At 72.0% G+C, this 23,684-nt stretch carries 16 protein-coding genes; 11 read left to right on the top strand and 5 right to left on the bottom strand.

All coding sequences use genetic code 11. From position 1 onward, the window contains the following. The first annotated feature begins 57 nt into the window (after window positions 1-57). The 8 genes from O0S08_RS38005 (at window position 58) to O0S08_RS38040 (ending at window position 6,842) form a co-directional block, all read left to right on the top strand. On the top strand, window positions 58-975 hold the full coding sequence (locus O0S08_RS38005; RefSeq protein WP_269034364.1) for a serine aminopeptidase domain-containing protein: 918 nt from the start codon (window positions 58-60) through the stop codon (window positions 973-975). A 29-nt stretch (window positions 976-1,004) separates the two neighbouring features. Further along, on the top strand, window positions 1,005-2,126 hold the full coding sequence (rlmN, locus tag O0S08_RS38010; RefSeq protein ID WP_269034365.1) for a dual-specificity RNA methyltransferase RlmN: 1,122 nt from the start codon (window positions 1,005-1,007) through the stop codon (window positions 2,124-2,126). A 212-nt stretch (window positions 2,127-2,338) separates the two neighbouring features. Next, the gene (locus tag O0S08_RS38015; RefSeq protein ID WP_269034366.1) at window positions 2,339-3,460 is read left to right on the top strand and encodes a Coq4 family protein; all 1,122 of its coding nucleotides are present in this window, start codon (window positions 2,339-2,341) and stop codon (window positions 3,458-3,460) included. Between the two features lie 6 nt (window positions 3,461-3,466). Beyond that, window positions 3,467-3,784, top strand: coding sequence for a 4a-hydroxytetrahydrobiopterin dehydratase (locus O0S08_RS38020; protein WP_269034367.1), 318 nt, complete (start codon window positions 3,467-3,469; stop codon window positions 3,782-3,784). 12 nt (window positions 3,785-3,796) lie between these two features. Next, window positions 3,797-4,213, top strand: a complete 417-nt coding sequence (locus O0S08_RS38025; protein WP_269034368.1) for a hypothetical protein — start codon at window positions 3,797-3,799, stop codon at window positions 4,211-4,213. Window positions 4,214-4,598: 385 nt separating this feature from the next. Further along, the gene (locus O0S08_RS38030; protein WP_269034369.1) at window positions 4,599-5,450 is read left to right on the top strand and encodes an alpha/beta fold hydrolase; all 852 of its coding nucleotides are present in this window, start codon (window positions 4,599-4,601) and stop codon (window positions 5,448-5,450) included. A gap of 118 nt (window positions 5,451-5,568) precedes the next feature. Continuing rightward, entirely contained in the window at window positions 5,569-5,946 is a 378-nt protein-coding gene (locus O0S08_RS38035) for a response regulator (protein ID WP_269034370.1), read from the top strand. Then, the gene (locus O0S08_RS38040; protein WP_269034371.1) at window positions 5,943-6,842 is read left to right on the top strand and encodes a hypothetical protein; all 900 of its coding nucleotides are present in this window, start codon (window positions 5,943-5,945) and stop codon (window positions 6,840-6,842) included. The genes O0S08_RS38035 and O0S08_RS38040 overlap by 4 nt, the downstream gene beginning before the upstream one ends. Window positions 6,843-7,370: 528 nt before the next feature. Here the strand turns inward: O0S08_RS38040 and O0S08_RS38045 are convergent. Beyond that, window positions 7,371-8,789, bottom strand: coding sequence for an OmpA family protein (locus O0S08_RS38045; RefSeq protein ID WP_269034372.1), 1,419 nt, complete (start codon window positions 8,787-8,789; stop codon window positions 7,371-7,373). A gap of 422 nt (window positions 8,790-9,211) precedes the next feature. Between O0S08_RS38045 and O0S08_RS38050 the strand changes: the two genes are divergently transcribed. After that, window positions 9,212-11,557: a hypothetical protein gene (locus tag O0S08_RS38050; protein WP_269034373.1), complete on the top strand. Its 2,346-nt coding sequence runs from the start codon at window positions 9,212-9,214 to the stop codon at window positions 11,555-11,557. 142 nt (window positions 11,558-11,699) lie between these two features. Here the strand turns inward: O0S08_RS38050 and O0S08_RS38055 are convergent, their stop codons facing one another. The 4 genes from O0S08_RS38055 to O0S08_RS38070 form a co-directional block, all read right to left on the bottom strand. Continuing rightward, complete coding sequence (locus O0S08_RS38055) at window positions 11,700-12,878, bottom strand: hypothetical protein (protein WP_269034374.1); 1,179 nt, start codon at window positions 12,876-12,878, stop codon at window positions 11,700-11,702. Window positions 12,879-13,082: 204 nt separating this feature from the next. After that, on the bottom strand, window positions 13,083-13,481 hold the full coding sequence (locus O0S08_RS38060; protein WP_269034375.1) for an Hsp20/alpha crystallin family protein: 399 nt from the start codon (window positions 13,479-13,481) through the stop codon (window positions 13,083-13,085). A gap of 44 nt (window positions 13,482-13,525) precedes the next feature. Continuing rightward, window positions 13,526-13,966, bottom strand: a complete 441-nt coding sequence (locus tag O0S08_RS38065) for an Hsp20/alpha crystallin family protein (protein WP_269034376.1) — start codon at window positions 13,964-13,966, stop codon at window positions 13,526-13,528. 331 nt (window positions 13,967-14,297) lie between these two features. Continuing rightward, window positions 14,298-17,036: an energy transducer TonB gene (locus tag O0S08_RS38070; protein ID WP_269034377.1), complete on the bottom strand. Its 2,739-nt coding sequence runs from the start codon at window positions 17,034-17,036 to the stop codon at window positions 14,298-14,300. 264 nt (window positions 17,037-17,300) lie between these two features. Between O0S08_RS38070 and O0S08_RS38075 the strand changes: the two genes are divergently transcribed. After that, the gene (locus tag O0S08_RS38075) at window positions 17,301-19,544 is read left to right on the top strand and encodes an AAA-like domain-containing protein (RefSeq protein ID WP_269034378.1); all 2,244 of its coding nucleotides are present in this window, start codon (window positions 17,301-17,303) and stop codon (window positions 19,542-19,544) included. Continuing rightward, window positions 19,541-23,578, top strand: a complete 4,038-nt coding sequence (locus tag O0S08_RS38080; RefSeq protein WP_269034379.1) for an AAA-like domain-containing protein — start codon at window positions 19,541-19,543, stop codon at window positions 23,576-23,578. Before O0S08_RS38075 ends, O0S08_RS38080 begins: the two co-directional genes overlap by 4 nt. Window positions 23,579-23,684: the final 106 nt, after the last annotated feature.

Raw genomic sequence — 23,684 nt, forward strand, 5'->3', positions numbered from 1 at the left:
GCGAGGCCTTCGCGCGCCCCTCGAGCCCCACGCTGACGGCAATTTGGAAGCTACCGCATGATCGCCGAGCACCGGGTCCGCGCGACCGACGGCTGGCGCCTCTCGGTCCTCGACCTCGAGCCGGACGGTGCGGCGTGGGGGGTGGTCGTCGCCGGCCACGCGATGATGGTCGACCGCCGCACCTTCTTCCGCCGCGACCGCCCGTGCCTGGCCCGCAGCCTGTGCGACGCCGGCCTGCGCGTGCTGCTGCCCGACCTGCGGGGCCACGGCGCCAGCGGCCCCGATCCCGCACGCGGCGGCGACTGGTCCTACGATCAATTGGTCGAGGACACCGCGATCTACCTCGACCTCGCCCGCCGGCTCGCCCCCGGCCTCCCGCTGGCCACTCTCGGCCACTCGCTGTTCGGCCACTCCGCCGCCGCCTGGTGCACCACCGCCGCCGCGCGCGAGATCTCCCCGGCCGCGCACGTCGCCCTGGGCTCCGACTTCTGGCTGCCCGGCACCGAAGATCGCCGGCTCGTGTGGCCGCTCAAGCGGCTGTTCGTGGGCCTGGGCGCCGGCCTCACCGCCGCGCTCGGCTGCTTGCCCGCGCGGCGCTTCGGCGTCGGCAGCGCCGACGAGGCCTACACCTACTTCGCCGACTTCCGCCGCTGCGTCGCCGACGGCGGCTGGCGGGCCCGCGACGGCCACGACTATCGGGCCGGCCTCGCCGGCCTCGCCTTCCCGGTGCTGCTGGTCGCCAGCGAGGGCGATCGCCTGGCCCCTCCGCGCACTGCAGTGCGCCTGTGGTCACCCGTACCGCGCCTCACCACCTGGCGGCTCGCGGCCGCCGGCGCCACCGACCAGGACGGCCGCGCCTTGCCCGAGCTCGCCGGCGTCGGCGCCCCGGGGCACATGGCCGCGGTCACCGATCCCGCCCGCGAGCCGCTGTGGCGGGCGATCGCAACCTGGCTCAAAGGCCAGCTGGCCGCCTGAGCCGGCGCGGCTGTGCTATCCCCACCTCCGTGCTCCCGCGCGACGACCACGGACGGCTCCTCCTGAAGGGCGTGCCCCGGCCGCAGCTGCTGGCGTGGGCCGGCGAGCAGGGCCTGCGTCCCGGCCAGGCCGACGCGCTGTGGGCCGCGCTCTACCGCAAGCTGCGGTCCGACCTCGCAGTCATGCCCGAGCTCGACCGCAGCGCGCGCGACGGCCTCGCCGCGGTCGCGCGGCTCGACGTCCTCCGCCTCGAGGCCGTCAAGCAGGCCGCCGACGGCACCAGCAAGCTGGTCTTTCAGACAGACGACGGCGCCGCCGTCGAGTCGGTCCTGATCCCCTCCACGGGCCCTTCGGCCCTGAATGAGGGGCCGGAGCGGGCCACCCTGTGCGTGTCGAGCCAGGTCGGCTGCGCGATGAACTGTCAGTTCTGCCTGACCGCGACGATGGGCCTGGCGCGCAACCTCAGCGCCGCGGAGATCGTCGACCAGCTGGTGATCGCCCGCCGGCGCTTCCCCGACGTGTGGATCTCCAACGTCGTGTTCATGGGCATGGGCGAGCCGCTGCACAACCTCGACCAGGTGCTGCCGGCGATCGCGGTGATGGTCGACGACCACGGGCTCGGCCTGTCGCACCGGCGGGTCACGGTGTCGACCTCGGGGCTGGTGCCGCAGATCCGCCGGCTCGTCGCCGAGAGCCCGGCGCAGCTGGCGGTCAGCGTCAACGCGACCACCGACGAGATCCGCGACGCGATCATGCCGGTCAACCGCAAGTACCCGCTGGCGGTGCTGTTCGCGGCGCTGCGCGAGCTGCCGCTGGCCCGGCGGGCCCGCGTCACCCTCGAGTACGTGCTGCTGGCTGGCGTCAACGACAGCCTCGCCGACGCCGAGCGGCTGGCCGAGCTGGTCCGCGGCTTGCCCTGCAAGCTCAACCTGATCCCGTGGAATCCCCACCCGGGCAGCGAATTCCGCCGGCCTGAGCCGGAGCAGGTCGCGGCGTTCAAGGCTCACCTGCAGGGGCTGCGGCTCAACACCTCGATCCGGGCGACGCGGGGCGACGACACCATGGCCGCGTGCGGTCAGCTCGGCCGGGCTCCGGCGGAGTCCCCGCGGCGGACCCGGCGCCCCCACGGGCTCCCCGTGATCGCATCCTGATCTCCGCCCCCGCTGCGGTGTCGCCGCAGCCCCGCGGGTGGGGGTCTGGGCGCCAGAACGGCGTCTTGCCCGCACCTGTCGGCCCCGCGAGACGAAATTCCCCGCTACTCGGCGTGGGACGGCCGCCCTCGGCGGTTCCCATGGCCGCGGCTTGTGGGGTACCATGGCTGCAGGCGCGTGAGCGCCGCGTCCTCTCTCGAGACACGCCCAGGATGTTCGACCCCTTCAAGAAGCTCAAGCTGGCGAGCGCCTTCCTCGGCGTCGCGGAAGATGCGGTGCGGGCCGACGGCAACCTCGAGCTCGGCGACTTGTTCGGCCGCCTCGACATCCGCAGCCTCGGCCTCGACGTCGCGCGCCTCCTCGATCAGGACGGGGTTCGTCCGCTCTTCGACAGCCGTTACCTGCCGCAGCCGGAGCCGCTCGACCGCCTGCACGCGTACGGCGACGGCACGCTCGGCCGCGAGGTCGCCCGCTATCTGCGGGCCCAGAAGCAGCAGCGACTGATCGGCCCTCCGGCCGGCTTCGACTTCCGCGACCCGGCCGCCTACCTCGCGCTGCGCGTCCGCATGACGCACCCGATCATCCACGTGTTGACCGAGTACGACGCCAGCCCGCTCGGTGAGCTGGCGGTCCAGTCGTACTACGTCGGTCAGCTCGGCAACCTGATGAGCGGCGTCATGATCTCCTCGGCGCTGCTGCAGATCACCCGCGACATGCCCGACAAGCTGGGCGACGCGCTGTCGATCCTCGCCGAGGCGTACCAGCGCGGACAGACCGCCAAGCCCTTCCTCGGCATCGCCTGGGAGGAGCTGTGGTCGGCCCAGGTGCCGCAGCTGCGCGAGCTCGCCGACCTCGTCCCGCGCAACTCGAACATCGCTCTGCTCGACCTCGAGGCGGCCGAGCCCGAGCCGCCGCCGCCGCCGCGCGTCAACTTCACCGGCTTCGGCGGCGCCGCCGAGGTCACCCCGCTGCGCAACGCAGTCTCTGCGCCGGCCGAGAACCGGGCCGAGCCGCGGGGTCGGCCGGTCTCGCAGTCGTCGCTGCTCGCCAGCTTCATGGCGCTGGCCGAGCAGGCGCAGGAGCAGGCGCAGGCCCAGCCGCCGCGGACGCTCGAGCCCGAGTCGGAGGACGGCGAGACCGAGCCCGAGCTCGTCGACCCATCGCCGCGGCACGTCGCCAAGCCGCCGCCGCCCCCGCTGCGCGCCCAGCCGCAGCCGGCGCCGCAGCCTCCGCGGCCGCCGTCGAAGCCCGTTACGCAGCCTGGCTTCTCGGTCGAGGAATCTGACCCGAAGATCATGCCGGCGATGTCGCCGGACGATCCAGACTTCTTCTGATCCGCCATGCCTGCTCGTCTCTCGCCCGAAGCCCGCGCCGCCGCTCTCGCCGCTCTGCCCGGGTGGCGCGAGGTCGAGGGGCGCGACGCCATCGCTCGCAGCCTCCGCTTCGCCGACTTCGTCACCGCGTTCGGCTTCATGGCTCAGGTCGCTCTGGTGGCCGAGCGCATGAATCACCACCCCGAGTGGTTCAACGTCTACGACCGGGTCGACGTCACTCTCAGCACGCACGACGCCGGCGGGCTGACCCAGCTCGACGTCGATCTGGCCCAGGCGATCGAGCGGATCGCCGGCTCGCTACCGCCGGCGCGCGCGAGCGGGTAGTCTGGCGCCGTCATGCGCCGCCTGCTCCTCGTCCTCGCTCCGGCCGTCCTCTTCGCCTGCTGCGGCGCGTCGGGCACCAGCACCCCGCCCGCCGCCAAGCCTGCCCCGGCGACCGAGCCCACGCCCGCCGAGAGCGAGGGCGCCGGGTTCGCCGCGCCGCAGGGCGCCGAGGAGCAGCCGCGCAGCGAACAGGCCCAGACCAAGGCCTCGCCGGAGCTGGCCGCGCGGATCAAGGAGAAGTTCGGCGAGCGCTGCCGCTACGAGCGCGCCTGCGGGGAGCTCATCGGCGTCGACTGCGAGTCCGCCGTCGACGGTCCGTACCACTACGTCCGCCGCGACTCGCTCGAGATCGTCAGCCAGTGCGGCGGCGTCTGCAGGCGCGGCTGCACCGACTGCCCGCCCAAGGCCTGGACGTGCCCGACCTACTGAGCCGACGCCGGACCGCCGCGCTGGACTTCACCCCGCGCGACCGAGCCGCGCACGTCCTCTCTCCGTCTCGCGCGATCCCGCGGCGACTCGAGCTGCTCGCTCCCGCGGCCGAGCCGCGCACATCATCCCTCCGCCGCGCGCCCCGCAACGACGGCGAGCCGCTCACTCCCCGCGACCGCCCTTCGCGCTCCTTCACTCCGTCGCGCAGCACCGCCGCGCCAGGCCGCCCTCTTCGTCACGAGCCGCCGCGGCCTCGCCCGCCCGACACCTCGCGCTCGCGCTCGCCTGTCCCGTTCGACCTGTCCTCTCCGCCCTGTCCCATCGGACATGTATTTTATCACATGTCCCATCGGACCGGTCCTCACGCACCCCGGAGCCTTCGCCCATGTTCGTCCTGCCCCTCGCCGAGCGCATGATCCGGCGGCGCCTCGTCTCGCTCGGGATCGCCAGCCAGTACCACGCCACGCCGCAGGGCCGGCTGCACTACTACGAGGCGCGGGGGGACGGCGACGGGCCGCCGGTGGTCATCCTGCACGGCTTCGGCGCCAGCGGCAGCAGCTTCGCCCGGGTGATCGCCCTGCTGCGGCGGCGGGTCGGGCGGATCTGGGTGCCGGAGGCGCCGGCGCACGGCTTCAGCTCGAGCGCCAACGGGCGGCTCACCGTCGACGACGCCTACGCCGCGCTGTCGCACTTCCTCGACGCGCGGCTGCGGGAGCCGGCGATCCTGTTCGGCAACTCGCTCGGCGGCGCGTTCGCCATCCGCTACGCGCTCGAGCACCCCGAGCGCGTGCGCGGCCTGCTGCTCGCCTCGCCGGCGGGGGCGTTACTGGACGCCCAGGACTTCGCGGCCCTGACGGGCAGCTTCCGCGTCCGCTCACTCGGCCAGGCGCGCGATCTCCTCGACCGCCTCTATCACGAGCCCCCCTGGTACAACACCCTGCTCGCGCCCGACATCCTGCGCCGCTTCGCGCTCGGGCCGCTGCGCCACGTGCTCGAGTCGTTCCGGCCCGAGCACATGTTCACGCCCGACGAGGTCGGCGCTCTGAAGCCGCCCACGCTCATCCTGTGGGGTCGGTCCGAGCGGCTGCTGCCGAGCGCCTCGCTGGAGTTCTTCCGCCGGGCAGTGCCGGCCCACGTGCGTATCGAGGAGCCGGACGACTTCGGCCACTGTCCGTATCTCGACCGGCCGCGCGCAGTGGCCGACCGGATCGCCGCATTTGTCGACGAGCTGAGGTGAGCGGCCCGCGCCTGGCGCCCGGGGAGGGGCCGCCGGTGCGGACCTGTCCGGTCCGCCCTTGGCGCCGCGCCGCAGGCGCCGGCTCCGGTTCCCCCGCAAGCGGTGCTAAGGTGGCGTCGTGGCTCATCCCGGCGTGGTCTTCCTCGACGACGACAAGGATTTGCGCGACCTGTTCGTGGATGTCGTCAGCCTGCTCGCGGAGCGCGACTGCTTGACGGTCGGCAGCGTCGACGAGCTGGTCCGCAACCGCAAGCGCGTCCTCGACGCGGAGCTGGTGATCCTCGACATCAACCTCGGGCCCGGCGTACCGAGCGGGCTCGACGCCTACAGGTGGTTGCGCGAGCAGAACTACGGCGGGCAGGTCGTGTTCCTCACCGGTCATGCCGCCTCGCACCCGCTGGTCGCCGAGGCGCGGCAGCTCGCCGGGGTGCGGGTGTACGAGAAGCCGCTGCCGGTGCCGACGATCGCGCGACTGCTCGAGCTGGAGCCGCATTGACGACCCGGAGCTTCGCCGCGCTGCACGCCCGTCACGTCTGGCGGGGCACCTTGATCGCGGCGGTGCTCAACGCGTGCCTCTACCCGCTCGACCTCCTGCGCGGGCGCGACATCGGGCCGGCGCCGTGGTGGCCGATCCTGGGCTCGAGCCTGGTCGGCTTCGCGATCGCCGCCTTCATCCTGCTGGTCCATCGCCGGCGGCCGCAGAGCGTGCGGCTCGGCTCGCTGCTGTTCATCCTCAACCAGGCCGCGGTCCTCGGCTCGGCCGAGATCATGGGGCCGTATCAGCTGCAGGACCCCAACCTCCTCCCGTTCCAGGTCCACAAGCTCGGCACCCTCACGGTCGCCCTCCTCGCCCCCGAGCGGTGGGCGGGCCTCCTCTGCATCTTCGCGTTCGCGCTGATCCCGGTGGTCCAGTTCTTCAGCCTCGACCCGGCCCAGCAGGCCCGCATCGACACCAGCGAGCCGCTCGTCATGCTCGTCTACGGCGCGGTCGCGGCCGTGCTGCTGCTCTACCGCCTGCGCGGCCTGGCCACCGAGCGGGCCCTAGTACAGGCCCAGACCGAGGTCGCCGACGCCCGCCGCACCGCGCGGCTGCTGCTCGCGGTGCGCGACCTGTCGAACACGCCCTTGCAGGTGATCGCCCTCGCCAGCGCCGCCGCCCGCCGCCGCAGCCCCGGCCTCGGCGAGCCCCTCGACCGCCTCGACCGCGCGCTCGAGCGGCTGCGCGCCCTGAACCAGCCGCTCAAGGCCTACGAGGCCGACCTCGAGTGGCGCCCCGGCGACGAGTCGATCGACGCCGAGGCCGTGCTCGCGGCCGCGGAGGCGGACGCGCGGGCCCGCCGCGCGAACGTCGGCGCGTTTCATGTCCCGCTGGACATGTCCGACGGGACATAGACGAAAGATGTCCTGAAGGACATCCCTTGCTGTCTCCGTTCGAGCGCCTGCCCGTTATTTCTGGCGCTGTTCATGTCCTGAAGGACATACGCGGCATCGGCCCCCGCTCGATACGCCTCCCGTGACCTGCCGTGCGCTCGGCGGGCAATGTCCTGAAGGACATATGGCGATCGGCCACGCTCGACCCCCCGTGGCCCTGCCCCGCCCGCAGCGATGTCCTGAAGGCCATCGCGCGAGCGGCTCCCCGCTCGACACGCCTCCCGTGGCCCTGCCCCGCCCGCAGCGGCCGATGTCCTGAAGGACACGGCAATCGGCCCCCGCCCGGCACGCCTCCGCATCCTCGAGCGCCCGGCGCGGCTCGTCGATGCTCTCGCCACGCTTGCCGGAGCACGTTCTGAGAATCATCGCTCGGCCAGCGCTCGCCGCTCGTCGGCGACCCGCTCGAGCGCGAGCGCCGGCTCGGGGAGCCGGCGCCGTCGTGCCCGCGCGCCGCCGGGGGCGGTCACGCAGCCTGTCCCGCAGGACAGCTCACTGCAGCTTGAACTCGATGCGGCGGTTCTGCGACTTGCCCTTGGCGGTCTTGTTGTCGGCGATCGGCTCGTCGGGGCCGGCGCCGCGGGTGGTGATCCGGCCGGCGTCGAGGCCCTTGTCGACCAGGTACTGCTTGACCGCGTCGGCGCGCCGCTTCGACAGGTCGACGTTGTGGTCGCGGTCGCCGGTGCTGTCGGTGTGGCCGCTGATCTCGACCTTGACGTCGGGGAAGTCCTTCAGGACCTTGACCGCGTTGTCGAGGGTCGTGCGCGACGTCTTCTTGATCGAGTCCTTGTCGACGTCGAAGAAGATGCCCTTGATCACGCCGGTGAACTTGGTGACCTGCTTCGGCACCTCGTCGGCGCAGCCGTCCTGGTCCTGATACTGGTTCTTCGTCTCCGGGATGTCGGGGCACTTGTCGTCGGCGTCGGGGATGCCGTCCTTGTCGCGGTCGGGCGGCGGGCAGCCGTCGGGCGCGACGCCCGGGACCGTCGGGCACTTGTCCTTGCTGTCGACGAAGCCGTCGCCGTCGCTGTCCTTCTCCGGGCAGCCGTCGGGCGCGACGCCCGGCTCCTGCGGGCAGGCGTCCTGGCTGTCGAGGAAGCCGTCGCCGTCGCTGTCGGGCTCGGGCGTGGCCGCGGGACAGCCGTCGGGCGCGACGCCCGGGACGGTCGGGCACTTGTCGACCTTGTCCTTGAAGCCGTCGCCGTCGCTGTCCGGATCTTGCGCCGGAGCCGGCTTCTTCTTGTTGAGGATGAACGACAGGCCGAGCAGGACCTCGAGGTGATTGGTGCGACCGCCGTTGGTGCGGTACTGCGCGGTCGCATTGTCGCGCACATCGACGCGGAGCAGCAGGCGGTCGTTGATGTAGAACTTCACGCCGCCGCCGAAGTGGAGCGTCGGGTCGATGTCCTTGCCGAGCCCGCTGGTGCCCATGAGGCCGTAGCCGATGAGGGCGAACGGCGCGATGCGGTACGGCAGCTGGAGGATGCCGTAGCCGCGGAACATCCCGAGCACCGCGCTCTGGTTGGAGGTCGCAGTCTTGGTCGGCGCCACCCCGCCCTCGATCTCGAGGCCGAGGAACGACAGCGGGTAATACCCGAACCGCAGGCCGATGTCGGGCGCGACCGACTTGTACTGTTGCCAGGCGACGTTGGGGTTGTAGAGCTCGTGGTCCTTGGCCGGCAGCAGGATGCCGCCGTAGATGCCGAGCTCGAGCTGATTGCGGGTCGGGCGGTGGCGCTTGATCCACGGGGTGTCGTTCCCGTCGGCCGCGCGCTCCTTCTTCGCCTTCTTGCCCTTCTTCGCCGCGTTCGCGTCGGCCGAGGCGCCGGCGGGCGAGACGGACACCGAGCCGCCCGCAGCCGCGCCGGCGGGCTCAGCCGCGCGCGCGGTCGAGGAGATGGAGAGGGCCATGGCTGCCACGACAGTGAAAGAGAATTTGGACATGGTCGTACCCACGACTGCCGTCACACGCCGACGGCGGCCTGGTTTGTACATAAGATCGGCGGCGCTGCCTAGACGAATTGCTCGCGCCGCCGACGACGCGGATCACACCGGGGCCTGCGAACACCTCCGCAATCGCGACCTGTACGTTCCGACATGTTAGCCTCCTGGAAGCCACGGATGAGCGTTTTGAGGGCAATTCTTTGATGTATCCACGAGACGCTGTGGGCGCCCGCTCCGCGCCCGCCCGCGCCCGCCCGCGCCCACCTGAATTTCGGGACATGTCACGTCGCGCGAGTGTGCGTCGGCGCGCCGGGTCCGCGTGTGCGTGTGCGTGAGCGACGACCTCGACGCGCTTGACGCCTCGGCACGGCCGCGCTCACCATCGCGGCATGCTTCGAATTGATGTGCGAACCAGCTTGGTAGGCGGCCTCGGCCTGCTCGCGCTCGAGGGCTGCGGCACCGTGTGCGGCGACGACGGCCTCGTGTGGAATCAGGCCGACAACCCGGCGTGTCAGCAGGTCACGGCGACCGAGGGCGGCTCGGAGACGGTGACCGACAGCAGCGCGACCGACCCGACCGACACCGCGCCGACGACGACGATGGACGTGCCGACGTCGACGATGGGCATGGGCGAGATGTGGTGCAAGGACGCCGACGGCGACGGCTTCGGCGACCCGACGATGTGCCAGCCGGACATGTTCCCCGGGTCCGTCCCCAACGCTGACGACTGCGCGGACGACAACGCCGACGCGTTCCCGGGCTCGGCGGAGAAGGAGTCGATGACCGCGTGCATGGAGGACGCCGACGGCGACGGCTGGGGCGACAGCATGCCGCCCGAGGGCGTCGAGCCGGGCACCGACTGCGCCGACGACAACGCCAACGCGTTCCCGGGCGCGGCCGAAGCCGAGTCGATGACCGCCTGTATGGAAGATGCCGACGAGGACGGCTGGGGCGACGACATGCCGCCCGAGGGCGTCGAGCCCGGCACCGACTGCAACGACGACAACAGCACGATCTTCCCCGGCGCGGCCAAGGACCTGCCCCCCGATCAGTGCACGCAGGACTCCGACGGCGACGGCTCGGGCGACAGCATGCCCGACGACCCCGACGTCCCGCCGGGCAACGACTGCGCCGACGACGACCCGAACACCTTCCCCGGCGCGGCGCCCAACGACAGCGCCGAGGCGTGCATGACCGACGCCGACGGCGACGACTGGGGCGACGACATGCCGACGGTGCCCGAGGCGCTGCCCGGCACCGACTGCGCCGACGACAACCCGAACGCGTTCCCCGGCGCGGCCGAGAACGAGTCCGAGAGCGCGTGCATGGAGGACGAGGACGGCGACGGCTGGGGCGACGACATGCCGCCGGAGGGCGTCCAGCCGGGCGTCGACTGCGACGACAGCGACGCGGCCACCGGCCCCGGCGTGGCCGAGAACGAGGTCGACCCGAACGTGTGCCAGACCGACGCCGACGGCGACGGCTGGGCCGACCCGGACCCGGACGACGACGGCGCGGTGCCCGGCACCGACTGCGACGACAACGACCCGTTCACCTTCCCCGGCGCCGCGCCCAACGACGACCCGACGGCGTGCATGACCGACGCCGACGAGGACGACTGGGGCGACATGATGCCCGAGCCCGGCGTCACGCCCGGCACCGACTGCACCGACCGCGACCCGCTCGTGCACGAGAACTGCGCGCGCTGCGAGCCGAACGAGGTCAAGTGCGTCGACAAGGACCTCCATACCTGCAACGGCGAGGGCACCGCCGAGGACATCGTCACCTGCGAGAACGGCTGCGACGACGACGGCCTCAAGTGCTGGGACCCGCTCTCGGTCGAGGCCGGCGACAGCATCTGCGTCGACCTCAACATGCCCGCCCAGCTGAACGCCGTGGCCATGGGCGGCGACGGCAACTACGCCTACGACTGGACCCCGGCCGACACCCTGAGCGACGCCATGATCGCCAACCCGACGGCGAACCCCGTCGGCCCGACGACCTACACCATCGCCGTCAACGACGGCGAGGGCAACATGGCCTCGGACAGCGTCACCGTCTACCTCAAGAACCAGACGCTGCAGCTCGACCCCGACATCTGCGAGACCTACGACTTCCCGGGCGCGGGCGAGGAGGCCGACCCGGCCACCAACTGGGTGTGGAACGACAACACCCAGACGCTGTGCCAGACGGTCAACGGCAAGAGCGCGGCCCTGTTCTGCGGCTGGGACCTCGACAACGCCACCATCACCGGCACCTTCGAGGTCACCGACGACACCAACGACGACGACTGGATCGGCTTCATGTGGGGCCTCCAGGACACCGACCACTACTACCTGTTCTCGTGGAAGCGCGTCGGCCAGAACTTCGCCAACTGCGGCGGCCAGCTGCCCGCCGGCATGCAGGTCAAGGCGATCAACGTCGCCGACCCGATGAACGAGCCCCAGACCTGCGCCGACCGGCTCCAGCCGGCCGACACCGCCAACTCGAAGCTGCTCGTCCCCGTCGGCGAGTTCACCACCATGGGCTGGACCGAGGCCACCGAGTACACCTTCGAGCTGACCCACAAGGCCACCGGCGAGATGACCATCATCGTCCGCCTCAAGGCCAACAACAACGTCGTCGCCATGAAGACCTTCATGGACACGACCTACGCCAACGGCAAGTTCGGCATGTACACCAAGTCGCAGGTCAACGCCTGCTTCTCGAACTTCGTCGCCAGCTGCGTGCCCTGAGAGACAGGTCCAAAGGGACATGTCCCAAGAGGCCGCCGCGTCACCGACGCGGCGGCCTCGCCGCTTGGGTCCCCGCCCCGCGAGCGGGCCCCAGACGCGTGGCCTCGCGCGCGAAGCCGACGCGGCGGCCTCGCGGCGAGGATCATCCCACCGCCAGCGGCACGACCTGCCCGTCGGCGCCGACCCGGAGCGCGCGGCGGCGCGGCGAGTCGCCGTCGGTCAGCATCACGATCGCGTGGCGCCCGCGCGGGTACACCTCCGCGGTCGGATACTCGCCGGCCCCCGTCACGCGGAACCGCGCCGGCGCGTCCTCCAGGCCGGCGATGGGGCCGAGCCGCCCGACCAGCGCGTCCTCCTCCGTCCACAGGCCGAGCGCGTGCTCGCCCAGCAGGTGCAGCGAGCACCCCAGGAAGCGCTCCTCGTCGGGCTGGTGGCGCTCGAAGCTCACGCCGCCGCCGCGGGTCGTCAGCACGCCCCACGCCTGCTCGCGGTCGTCGCGCCAGAACACGCGGCCGACACCGCCGGCGTAGTCGACCTGCAGCGCCAGGCTGTCGCTCGGGCACGTCTCGAGCGGCGTCCACGTGCCGGCGCGCAGGAACGAGGTCGCCACCAGCGGCGCAGCGCCGCCCCTCGACACGCCGACGGCCAGGAACGCGTCGTCCGGCCCGCCGCGCAGGTGCGGCCAGCAGGGGTAGATGTGCCGCTCCGCGAACTCCAGCCGACCCAGATCGATCCGCGGCCCCAGCCCCGCCGCGCCCACGCGCCGGGCCAGGAGCTCGCGGGTGCGCCCCTCCGCGCGCGAGCTGAACAGCCACTCGCCGTGGACCCCGCAAAACTCCTCGCCCGCCAGCCAGTCGGGCAGCGGCGTGCGCGTCACCTCGGCGCCGGGCCGGGCGATCGCCACCAGCGGGCGGTGGTCGGCCTCGATCGCCAGCGCCGAGCCGTCGGCGAGCACGCAGATCGCGGCCGTGCCCCCGAACACCGCGGAGATCGGCCGCTGGCCCGCGAGCGGGACGAGCGTCGTCTGGAAGGGCTCGGCGGAGTGACGCATCCACCACCCGCCGGCGCTCGGGATCAGCTCGAGCCGCTCGTAGGTCCCGTCCCGATCACCCGACCGCAGCTCTCGCACGAATCGTCGCCGCACCGCCGACAGCGGCCTTGCCGGCCCGTCGGCGAACACGCACAGGGTCCGCGACGCGCGGTAGAACAGCGCCAGCTCGGCCGCGGCCTCGGGCCCGACCAGCGGCTGGCCGTCGTCCTCGACCAGCGGCTCCAGCGGCACCGCCGCGCCGTCGACGTGGAGCATCGGACCTTCGCTCATCTTCGCCGGGATACCGCGCCCGCGCGCCCCTGTCGAGCGTCCGCGGCCGAGCATGTCTTCCAGGACATGCCCCAAAGAACACGTCGATGAACGTCAAAAAAGGGAGGCGCGCAGGCCCGAGCCTGCGCGCCTCTCAACATGCGCCTTGTTACGTTGCACCTCCCTTCGCTCGAGGACGCGACCTCACAGGGGAAGCGGGGCGGATCAGGCCGACTTGACGGCGATCTGCCGCGGCCGGACGCGGCTGGCCTTGGGGAGGGTGAGCTCGAGCACCCCGGCCTGCAGCTTGGCGTCGATCTTCGAGGCATCGACGGTCTCGGGGATCGAGAACCGGCGCACGTAGTCGGCGGCGGTGAACTCGGCGCCGAGGACCTCGCCGTTGCCGTTGTCGGCCCGCGACGCGCGGATGGTCAGCTCACCCTCTTCGAAGCGGATCTGCACGTCGTCGCTCTTCACCCCGGGCAGGTCGGCGAGCACCAGGTACTGCTCCTGATTCTCGTAGATGTCGACCGGCGGGGCCACGACGGGGCGGCCGCGGGTGGTCTCGGCGGCGGGCGTGGCCGGCTTCGGCTGGGTCACTTGGGTGGTGGTCTCTTGGGACATGGCTGAAAGTTCTCCTCTCGTGGATCTCGTGGGGTCGCGCTCGCTCAGGCCGCCTTGACCGTGATCTGCTTCGGCTGCGCCTCGGGGTGCTTCGGCATCGTCACCACCAGGAGCCCGTTCTTGAGCTCGGCGTTGACCTTCTCCACGTCGATGCGGGCCGGCAGGGCGAAGCTGCGGGAGAAGCGGAGGTCGCCGCGCTCGCGGCGGTGGACGGCGTAGCCCTTGGGCGCGGTGGCCTTGCGCTCGCCGCTGACGGTGAGGCTCTCCTGCGTGGCCGACAGCTGCAGCTCGGCGTCGGTCAGGCCCGGCACCTCGGCGACCAGGACGAACGCGTCCTTGGTGTCGCGCAGGGCGGCGCGGGGGAAGGCCAGCGCCTGGCCGCGGCCCTCGGTGTCGGCGTACTCGCGCAGCGCCTGGTCCATGCGCCGGCGCAGGCTGTCAAAGGTGCGCAGTGGGTCGTTGAAGTCCATCCAGTAGCTCAGCATGGTCGTGTCTCCTTCGTCGCTCGTCGGTCTTGTTGGTGCGGCCGTGGCTCCGCCGCGACCCCCGGCCCGTGCGGGCGCACGAGCCCGCGGATCCGGTGGTAGAGTGGTTGGTGAGCACCGAGCCCCTCGCGGGGCTCTCGGCGGCCTCGGCGGGTCGTCCCGCACCGGCGCTGACAAACTATTGCCGCGACTCCGGGTGTCAAGGGCGCCGCGAACGGAGCTCGCGAGACGCGACGCCGGTCACGCGCGCGCGACGCCGGCGCGCTCGTGCCCGTCGCCCGCTCCGCCGTCCGATGAGCCCGGCGCGTCCGGCTCCGCCACTGTCAGATTGTCAGAACTCGAGCCGCACGCCGAGCGACGGCAAGATCGGCAGGCCGGTCTGCAGCTGGCGCTGCTGCAGGTTGTACGAGTAGATCCACGCCTCGCCGTTCTGGCGGTTGTAGACGTTGATGATGTCGAGGTAGAAGTTCGCCGTCACGCGCTTGAAGGTGAAGCGCTTGTCGACGCGCAGGTCGAGCTGGTGGAACGCCGGCAGGCGCTCGTCGCGGCCGAACCACGGCTCGTAGCCGTCCTGGACGAAGGCGCTGTCGAAGTAGGCGACCGTCGGGTTGCCGCTGACGAGGCGGAAGCGGCCGCCGATCTGCCAGCCGCGCGGCAGCTTGTAGACGGCGAGGATGGTGAGAATGTGCGGCTGGTCGAAGCTGAACGGCCGGTACTCGGCGCCGGGCTTGGCCTGGATCAGGCTCTTCATCAAGGTGTAGCTGACCCAGCCGAACAGCCGCTTGGTCAGCGCCTTGCGGACCAGCACCTCCATGCCGAAGATCTGGCCGATGCCCTGGTTGGCGAAGTTCTCGAGCCGGAGGTCGCCCGAGACCGGGTCGCGCATGAGCACGCTCGAGGACGTCGAGCGGTCGAACACGTACTTGTAGAAGCCGGTGACCTCGGCCTCGACGCCGACGCTGTCGAACACCTGGGCCACGCCGAGGCTGGTGTGGACCGCCCGCTCGATGCCGGAGCGCGGGTTGCCCCACACCGGCGCGAGGCTGATGAGGTCGGGGATCTGGCTGTAGAGGCCGACGCCGCCCTTGATCGCGGTGTTCTCGCCGACCTGCCAGTTGAAGCGCACGCGCGGGTCGACGGTCGCCTTCTTCACCTGCAGCGCGTAGTAGGTCATGCGCGCGCCGGGGTAGAGCGTGAACTTCTCGCCGAGGCCGATCGTCGCGGTGGTGTAGATCGCCGGGGTGGCGTAGTTCTGGCCGACGTCGGCGACGTTGTAGACCCCGGTGTCGCCGGTCCCGGCCGAGGCCGGCAGGCTGGGGGCGCGCGCGCCGATCTCGTAGCGGCCGGCCTGCAGCTCGGTGCCGATGCGGATCGCCGCCCGCTTGCTCAGCTGCCGCGACGCCTCGGCGCGCCAGCTGAACTCGTACTTGGGGAAGTTGAAGGTGAACAGCCCGCCGAACGCCCCGGTCAGCGACTGGTAGTTGATCGACGGCGTGACGAGGAAGTCCCACGGGCCGTCCTGCTTGCGATAGACGAGGTCGAGGCGGTGGAACAGGATCGCCGTGCGCGCCTGGTTCTCCGAGCCCGTCATCGTCTCGTTCGGGCCCTGCGAGATGACCCGCAGGCGGTCGTCGGAGCCGAACCACCGCACCGACAGCTCGCCGCCGCCGACCGGGTAGTCGAACAGGAACTGGTAGTCGTAGTAGCGCGGCGCCTGCGACAGGCCGAGGCCGATGTCCTTCGGCAGCGCGGCCTTGAGGATCGCGTCGACGTAGCTGCGGCGGAAGCTGGTGACGAAGCTGCCCTTCTTGATCGGGCCCTCGATCATGATGCCGGCGTCGAACACGTCGGCGTCGACGTAGCCGTGGTAGCCGTCGCGCCGGCCCTTGCGCGGGTTGACGTTGATGATGCCGCCGATCGCGTCGCCGAACCGGCTGTCGAAGTTGCCGGGGATGAAGTCGATCTGCGCGAGGATGTCGGAGTTGAAGGTCGACGACAGCGCCCCGAAGTGGAACAGCTGCGGGATCTCGTGATAGCCGAGGTACGTCTTCGAGTCGCCCGGCGCGGCGCCGCGGATGATCAGCAGGCCGAGGCCGAACGGCGCCCGCGCGACGCCGGGGAAGTTCTGCAGCGACTTGAGCGCGTCGCCCTGCGTGCCCGGGAGGTTGAAGATCTCCTCCGGCGTGATCGTGCGCCGCGCGACCTCCTCGCGGGCGTCGCGGCGCTGCTTCACGACCGTGCGGAACGGGTTGGACACCAGCCGTCGCGCGAAGTACTTGACCTCGAGCAGGTCGCCCTTGGCGAGCTCCTCGACGACCTCGTAGCGGTCGAAGCCCTGCGCGAGGGCGATGATGCGGATCTTGCCGTCGGGCACGCCGCGCAGCTCGAAGCTGCCGTCCGGGGCGGTTTCGGCGCGCATGGTCCAGGCCGGCTCGGGCTCGTCGCCGTAGATCTTTTTGGTGACCTGTCCCACCGGCCAGTCCGGCGGCGCCGGCACCACGAGCACGCTCGCGCCCGAGACGGGGACGCGCTGACCGGCCTCGAGCAGTACGCCGCGCAGCCGGATCGGACCTGTCCCTTGGGACTGCTGAGCGGGTTCGCCCGCGTCGGTCGCGGGTTCGCCCGCGTCGACGTCGGGCGGCTGTTCCGCCGGCTCCGGCGGCAGCGGCGGCGGAGCGGCGATGTCGATGCCGACCTTGAGCACGACCTCGATCGGGCGGCCCTTGTAGAGACCGGGCGCGTAGCGCAGCTGAGCGACGGCGGACTTGGCGAGCTCGTCGAGCTCGGGGTGCACGCTCTGCACGACCTCGAGCTCCTTGGGGACGCCGTCGACGCCGACGACCAGCTTGACGACGACTTGACCCGAGGGCGGCGCGGGCAGGCGGCGCAGATCTTCGGGGTACGCCAGCTCGACGCTGTTCTGCAGCACCGGCTGGACCAGATCGGCCGGGTCCTGCGCACGCGCGGAACCGGCGTGCAGCGCCGCCGCGAGGGTCAGCACCGCGCCCAGACCACGCAGGCCGGCGGTCCCGATCCGGTGGCAGGCGAGGCGGCGAGGTCGCGGGCGCAAGCGGCAGGAGCATGCTCCAAGCCCGGCGCCCCTGGCTAGTACCGCCGAACCCCGGCGCGGGCGTGCCCCCCGGCGTGCGTCCGGGCGGGAAGCCCGGGCCCCAGTTCCTGCGTAATGTCTCGTCCCGGGGCTTGCCTCGGCGGCCCGCCGGACAATCGTTCCATCGCGGGGTCGAAAGGGGCGCCGACGCGGCAAGGCCGCTGGCCCCCGGTGGTACACTGGTATCGGCTCCCTGCGGCCCCTTGGCCGCGCAGCTCCGCTCCCATGCGCTCCTTCGGCTGGCTTCACTTCACGGACCTCCACCAGGGCCTCGACGCTCAGGGCTGGCTGTGGCCGGGCGTACGCGAGGTCCTGCTGGCCGACCTCGAGAAGCTGCACGCCCGCTGCGGCCCCTGGGACCTGGTCCTGTTCAGCGGCGACCTGACCCAGCGAGGCAGCGCCGCCGAGTTCGCGCGCCTCAACCAAACGCTGCAGCAGCTGTGGGATCACCTCCGCGCCCTCGGCTCGACCCCGGCGCTGGTGGCCGTCCCCGGCAACCACGACCTCATCCGCCCCGACCCGCGCCGCCCCGAGTCGCTGGTGCTCGGCCGCTGGGACACCTATCCCGAAGTACAGGTCGAGTTCTGGCGCGACGCCAGCTCGCCCTACCGCGCCCTCGTCGACCAGGCCTTCGCGCCGTACAGCGAGTGGCTGAAGAACCACCCGTTCGCCGGCCTGCAGCTGCAGCGCGGCATGCTGCCCGGCGACTGCTCGGCGGTGCTGGCCAAGGACGGGCTCAAGCTCGGCATCGTCGGCCTCAACAGCGCCTTCTTGCAGCTCGGCGACGGCGACTACACCGGCAAGCTGGCGCTCGACGTCCGCCAGCTGCACGCGGCCTGCGGCGGCGACGGGCCGGCGTGGGTCAAGGAGTGCGACTTCGCCCTGCTGATGACGCACCACCCGCCGAACTGGCTGCAGGCCAAGGCGCGCGACGAGCTGGTGGCGGAGATCGCCCCGCCCGGCCGGTTCGTCGCCCACGTCTACGGCCACATGCACGAGCACGCGAGCAGCGTGGTCGCCATCGGCGGCGCGCAGGGCCGGCGTGAGCTTCAGGGCAGCTCGCTGTTCGGCCTCGAGGTCTACGGCGGCAAGGTCGACCGCCGCCACGGCTACACCGCGGCGCGGATCACCGTCGACGACAAGAACGAGGCGACCCTGCGGCTGTGGCCGCGCGCGGCCAAGAAGCACGCGGCCGGCCACTGGCGCATCGTCCAGGACCTCGACGCCTTCGAGCTCGGCGACGATCAGGGCACCAAGCCGGAGACCCTCCCGCCGCCGCGTCGGCGCACGCCGCCGCCGCCTCCGCCGCCGCCGATCAACCCCGCCAACCTGATCGCCACCGGGCCTGTCCCTTCGGCCAGCACGTCCGGCTCGCACCCGTCGATCTCGCAGACCGCCCCGATCCCGCTCGGCGTGATCACCTCGCTGTCGGGCGGGGCGGCGGGCGACTCGGGCATCTTCTACTCGTCGATCGCCGCCCGCGTGCAGCCGCCGGGCGCCCCCTACAACATCAACTGGCACGTGCACCGCGCCGAGGAGGAGCGGACCGCGCTCAACTACCTCGACCAGCCGGGCGCGCCGGTGGTGCTGTGGGGGCCCGACAAGTTCGGCAAGACCTGGATGTCGCAGTTCCTGACCGACATGGTCTACCAGGCCGACGGCGGCGCCTGCCGGGTCGTGGCGATCAACCTCGACACCTTCGACTACGAGTCGCGCAGCGACTACGCCAACTTCATCCGCGAGTTCGCGTTCCAGATCGTCGGCTCGATCGGCGGCCCCGAGGACTGGGTGCCCACCTTGTGGAAGTCGCCGGGCAGCGTCAACCAGAAGCTCGGCCGCTTGATGCGGGACAACGTGCTGCCGCTGGCGAGCACGCGGGTGATCCTCGCGCTCGACCGCGTCGACGCCGTGTGGGGCCTGCCGTTCAAGGACGACTGGTTCGGCATGCTGCGCGCGTGGGCCGAGGACCCGCGGCTGGAGAAGCTGCGGCTGGTGCTCGGCATCAGCACCACGCCGCGGCGGCTGATCGAGCGGACCACGCAGTCGCCGTTCAACCTGAGCCCGCCGATCGTGCTCGGCGACTTCACGCGCGACCAGGTCGAGACGCTGTCGCACCTCTACGGGCTCGAGTGGACGCACCAGGACTTCGCCGCGCTGATGAGCCTCGTCGGCGGGCACCCGTACCTCGTGCGCCTGGCCATGCACAGGGCCAACCTCGCCGGCGGGCTGTCGGCGCGCGAGCTGCTGGCCGAGCCGTCGAACCTGTTCGACGACTTCCTCCAGCGCTACGCGCGGCGCCTCCACCTCCACCCCGAGATGATGGCCGGCGTGAAGCGGCTGCGCAGCGACTCGCTGGCGGAGCTCGACTCCGACACCTCGGCCGCACTCGAGAGCAGCGGCATCGCGGTCGAGGAGAAGGTCGGCTTCTACCGCCTGCGCTACCGGCTGTACGAGCGGCTGCGGCCATGAGTCCGGCACATTCGAACTCGGGCGGCCTCGGACACCACGGCGCCCAGTTCCAGGTCGGAGGCGCGGTCCAGGCCGGCGCCTTCTACATCGAGCGCAAGGCCGACCGCGAGCTGCTGTCGGCGCTGATGCGGGGCGAGTTCTGCTACATCCTCGCGCCGCGGCAGATCGGCAAGACCAGCCTGCGCGTGCGCGCGGCCAAGCGGCTGCAGGCCGGCGGCGTGCGCTGCGTCAGCATCGACTTTACCAACATCGGCTCGACCCTGGTCTCGATCGACGACTGGTACTTCAGCATCGCCGTCGAGATCGCCGAGTCGATCGGCCTGCCGAGCCCCGAGCTGTTCTGGAGCACCCACCAGAACCTCACCCCCGTCCACCGCTGGTACCGCTACCTGCGCAACGAGCTGATCGACCGCACCGACGCGCCGATCGTCGTCTTCATCGACGAGGTCGAGTCGGTGCTGGCGCTGCCGTTCAGCTCCGACGACTTCTTCGCCTCGATCCGCTCGGCCTTCAACCTGCGCGCCGAGGACCCGGCCTACGAGCGCCTCACCTTCTGCCTGCTCGGCGTCGCCGCCCCGGCCGACCTGATCTCCAACTCGGTCCGCACCCCGTTCAACATCGGCCGGGAGATCCGCCTCGAAGACTTCTCGCGCGCCGAGCTCGACGCCTTCCGCCCCGGCCTCGAGGGCCTGGGCGGCAGCCCCGACGCCCTGCTCGACGCCGTGTACGCCTGGACGTCTGGCCATCCGTACATGTCCCAAAGGCTATGCGACGACCTGGTCCGGCGCGGCCCGGTCAGCGACAAGACCGAGGCCGGGCGGGTCGACGACTCGGCCTACACCCTGTTCGTGCGCAACGGCCGGACCGCCGACGCCAACCTCGCGTACGCCGAGAAGCGGCTCAACGCCAACGCCACGCGGGCGCGCGCGCGCGACATGCTCGACCTGTACCGGCGGATCTTGAGCGGCGAGCCGACGCCGGCCGAGCCGAACAACCCGGTGCAGATCGAGCTGCGCCTGACGGGGCTCGCGGCCGAGGCGCGCGACGAGAAGGGCGACATCCTGCTGCGGGTCCGCAACCTCGTGTTCGCCGAGGTCTACGACCACAAGTGGCTGCGCGAGCGGGAGAAGGAGCAGCGGCTGGCCGAGTTCGTGGTCCGCTGGGACAGCTCGGGGCGGCACGACGACTACCTGCTGCGCGGCGCGGCGCTGGAGGACGCGCTGGCGTGGTCGCAGGGTCGCAGCGACCTGACCCTCGGCGACCACGAGTTCCTGCTCGCCGGCCTCAACTTCGCCCGCCGCGAGGCCGAGGCGCGGCACCGGCTCGAGGAGGCCGCGCGCATGCAGGAGCAGGCCCGCCTGGCCGCGCTCGAGGAGCAGCGCAAGGCCGAGCGCGAGCGCTACCGGGCCGACATCGAGCGAGAGCGGCGCGAGCGGGCCGAGGAGGGCGCCGTGTCGCAGCGGCGCACGATCTCGATCCTCACCGGCACCGTCGCCACCCTCGGCCTCCTGCTCGCGCTGACCGTGTGGCAGTTCGTGGTCGCCGAGCAGAGCAAGGACCAGCTGTCGCGGATGTCGGAGCGCCGCAACGAGGACGCCCGGCTCGACCGCCTCGGCGCCGACGCCCTCCTCTACGCCCAGCAGCCCGGCAAGGAGCGCGACGCCCTGCTGATGGCGATCAAGGCCGCCGCCGACGCGCTCGCCCGCGACGGCGAGGTCCCGCCGCGGGTCATGCAGGGCCTGGCCGCCGCGGTCGCCACCCCGGTCCAGCGGCCGCTGGTGCTGCGCCACGCCGAGGCCGTCCACGGCGCCCACTTCTCGCACGACGGCACCCGCGTGCTCACGGCCAGCAAGGACGGCACCGCCCACCTGTGGGACGCGGTGTCCGGCAAGACGATCCGCGTGCTCGAGCACGCATCGCCTGTCCTTTCAGCCAGCTTCTCGCGCGACGACACCCGCATCTTCAGCGTCGGCGCCGACAAGAGCGCGCGCCTGTGGAACGCCGCCACCGGCGACAACCTCGAGGAGTACAAGAACGTGTCCGTGCCGCCGCAGCGGATGATCGCCGGCCTGTCGGACAACGGCTACAGCGTCTACTTCCTCGGCGTCGACCGCGGCGCGCACCTGGTCGACATCCGCGGCAACAAGGCGCGCGACCTGCCGCGGACCCAGAGCGGCAACGTCACCGCGATCGCCCTGGCCGACGGCGACCCGCTGGTCGCCACCGGCGGCGGCGACGGCGTCACTCGCCTGTGGGACCTCGACACCGGCGAGCTCAAGACCGAGCTGAAGCGGCACAAGGGCAACGTCTCCTCGGTGCAGTTCTCGCCGCTCGGCGACCGCCTCGTCACCGTCGGCGAGGACGGCGACGCGCGCGTGTGGAGCACCGCCGGCGCCGCGGTCGCCACCCTCGAGCACGGCGATGCTGTCCTCGGGGCCAGCTTCTCCGCCAGCGGCGACCGGGTGCTGACGTGGAGCCTGGCGCGGGCGATCGTGTGGTCGAACGCCGGCAAGCAGCTGGCGAGCCTCACCGACCCGCGCGAGCTGCTCAAGCAGGCCGCCTTCTCGCCCGACGACCGCCGGGTCGCCACCGTCGGCGCCGGCACCGGCGCCGCCGCGGGCACTGCGGTCAAGCTGTGGGACCCGGTCAAGGGCGAGGTCGCGGCCACGCTCACCGGTCACACGGGACAGGTCCTCACGGTCAGGTTCTCGCTCGACGCCTCGCGCGTGCTGACGACCAGCGAGGACAACACCGCGCGGCTGTGGAACAGCGCCAGCGGCCAGCCGATCGCCACCCTCGAGGGTCACACCGCCGCCGTGCTGGCCGCCGAGTTCTCGCCCGACGGCGCCCGGATCCTCACCGTCGGCGGCGACAACACCGCGCGGATCTGGGACGGCTCGCTCAACAACGCCGTGCCGACCCTCAAGGGTCACGGCGCCTCGGTGCGGCTGGCCCGCTTCTCGCCCGACGGCAGCCGGATCGTCACCACCAGCGACGACAAGACCGCGCGCCTGTGGGACGTCGTCAGCACCCGCAACATCCGCACGCTCGAGGGCCACGCCGGCCCCGTGGTCGCCGCGGTGTTCGCCGGCGACGGCTCCGGCCGGCTGATCACCTGGGCCGAGGAGGACTCCAACCTGCGGCTGTGGGACGCCAGCAACGGCGACGAGGTCGCCGTCCTCGGTCACGCGGGACATGTCCTCGGGGCCAGCTTCTCGCGCGACGGCACGCGCATCGTCTCGGCCGGCGCCGACGACACCCTGCGCCAGTGGGACGCCACCACCGGCGCGGTCGTCGGCGAGCCGTGGCAGGGCACGCGCGGCCAGCAGGCCGTCGCCGGCTTCGCCCCCGGCGGCCGCTACGTCGTGCTCGCCAGCCGCGACAGCAACACCGCCCAGCTGATCGACGCCGAGGCGCAGCGCTTCATCACCGACCTCGTCGGTCACAGCGCCCCGGTCGAGGGCGCGGTGTTCTCGCCCGACGGCGAGACCGTCGTCACCCTCAGCGCCGACCACACCGCCAAGCTGTGGGTCGCCCGCTACGGCAGCGAGATCGCCACCCTCGACCCCGCGGCCGGCGCGATCGCCTCGGCCGCCTTCTCGCGCGACGGCGGCCGGCTCGTCCTCGCCACCGCGCGCGACGCCTGGGTGTGGTCGCTGTCGGGCCCCGACGACCGCCCGCACGTGCTCGCCACATTGCTCGGCCACTCCGCCTCGCTGCTCCACGCCACCTTCGACGGCGACGGCCGTAGGATCGTCACCGCCTCGTCCGACAACACCGCCAAGCTGTGGGACGCGCCGGTCGACTCCTCCAACTACGACCTGCTGGCCACGCTGCACGGCCACGCCGCCGCCGTCAACCACGCCGAGTTCTCGCCCGACGGCCGCTTCATCGTCACCGCCGGCCGCGACGGCCGCATCAAGCTCTACCCGACCTCGGTCGAGGACCTGCTGCGCAAGGCCTGCGAGGAGCTCGCGCCGCACCGCGAAGACTACGAGCAGGTCGAGGCCGACTGCCGCCTCGCCGGCGGCTGATCCGACCTGTCCCTTCGGACATCACGCCGGCCGGCCAGCCGCCGACGCCCCGGCGCGCGTTGTCCGACATGTGCGGCGGCCCTCGACCAGGACCTGTCCCCTCGAA

The organism is Nannocystis punicea (assembly GCF_026965555.1).
GTDB classification, from domain to species: domain Bacteria; phylum Myxococcota_A; class Polyangia; order Nannocystales; family Nannocystaceae; genus Nannocystis; species Nannocystis punicea.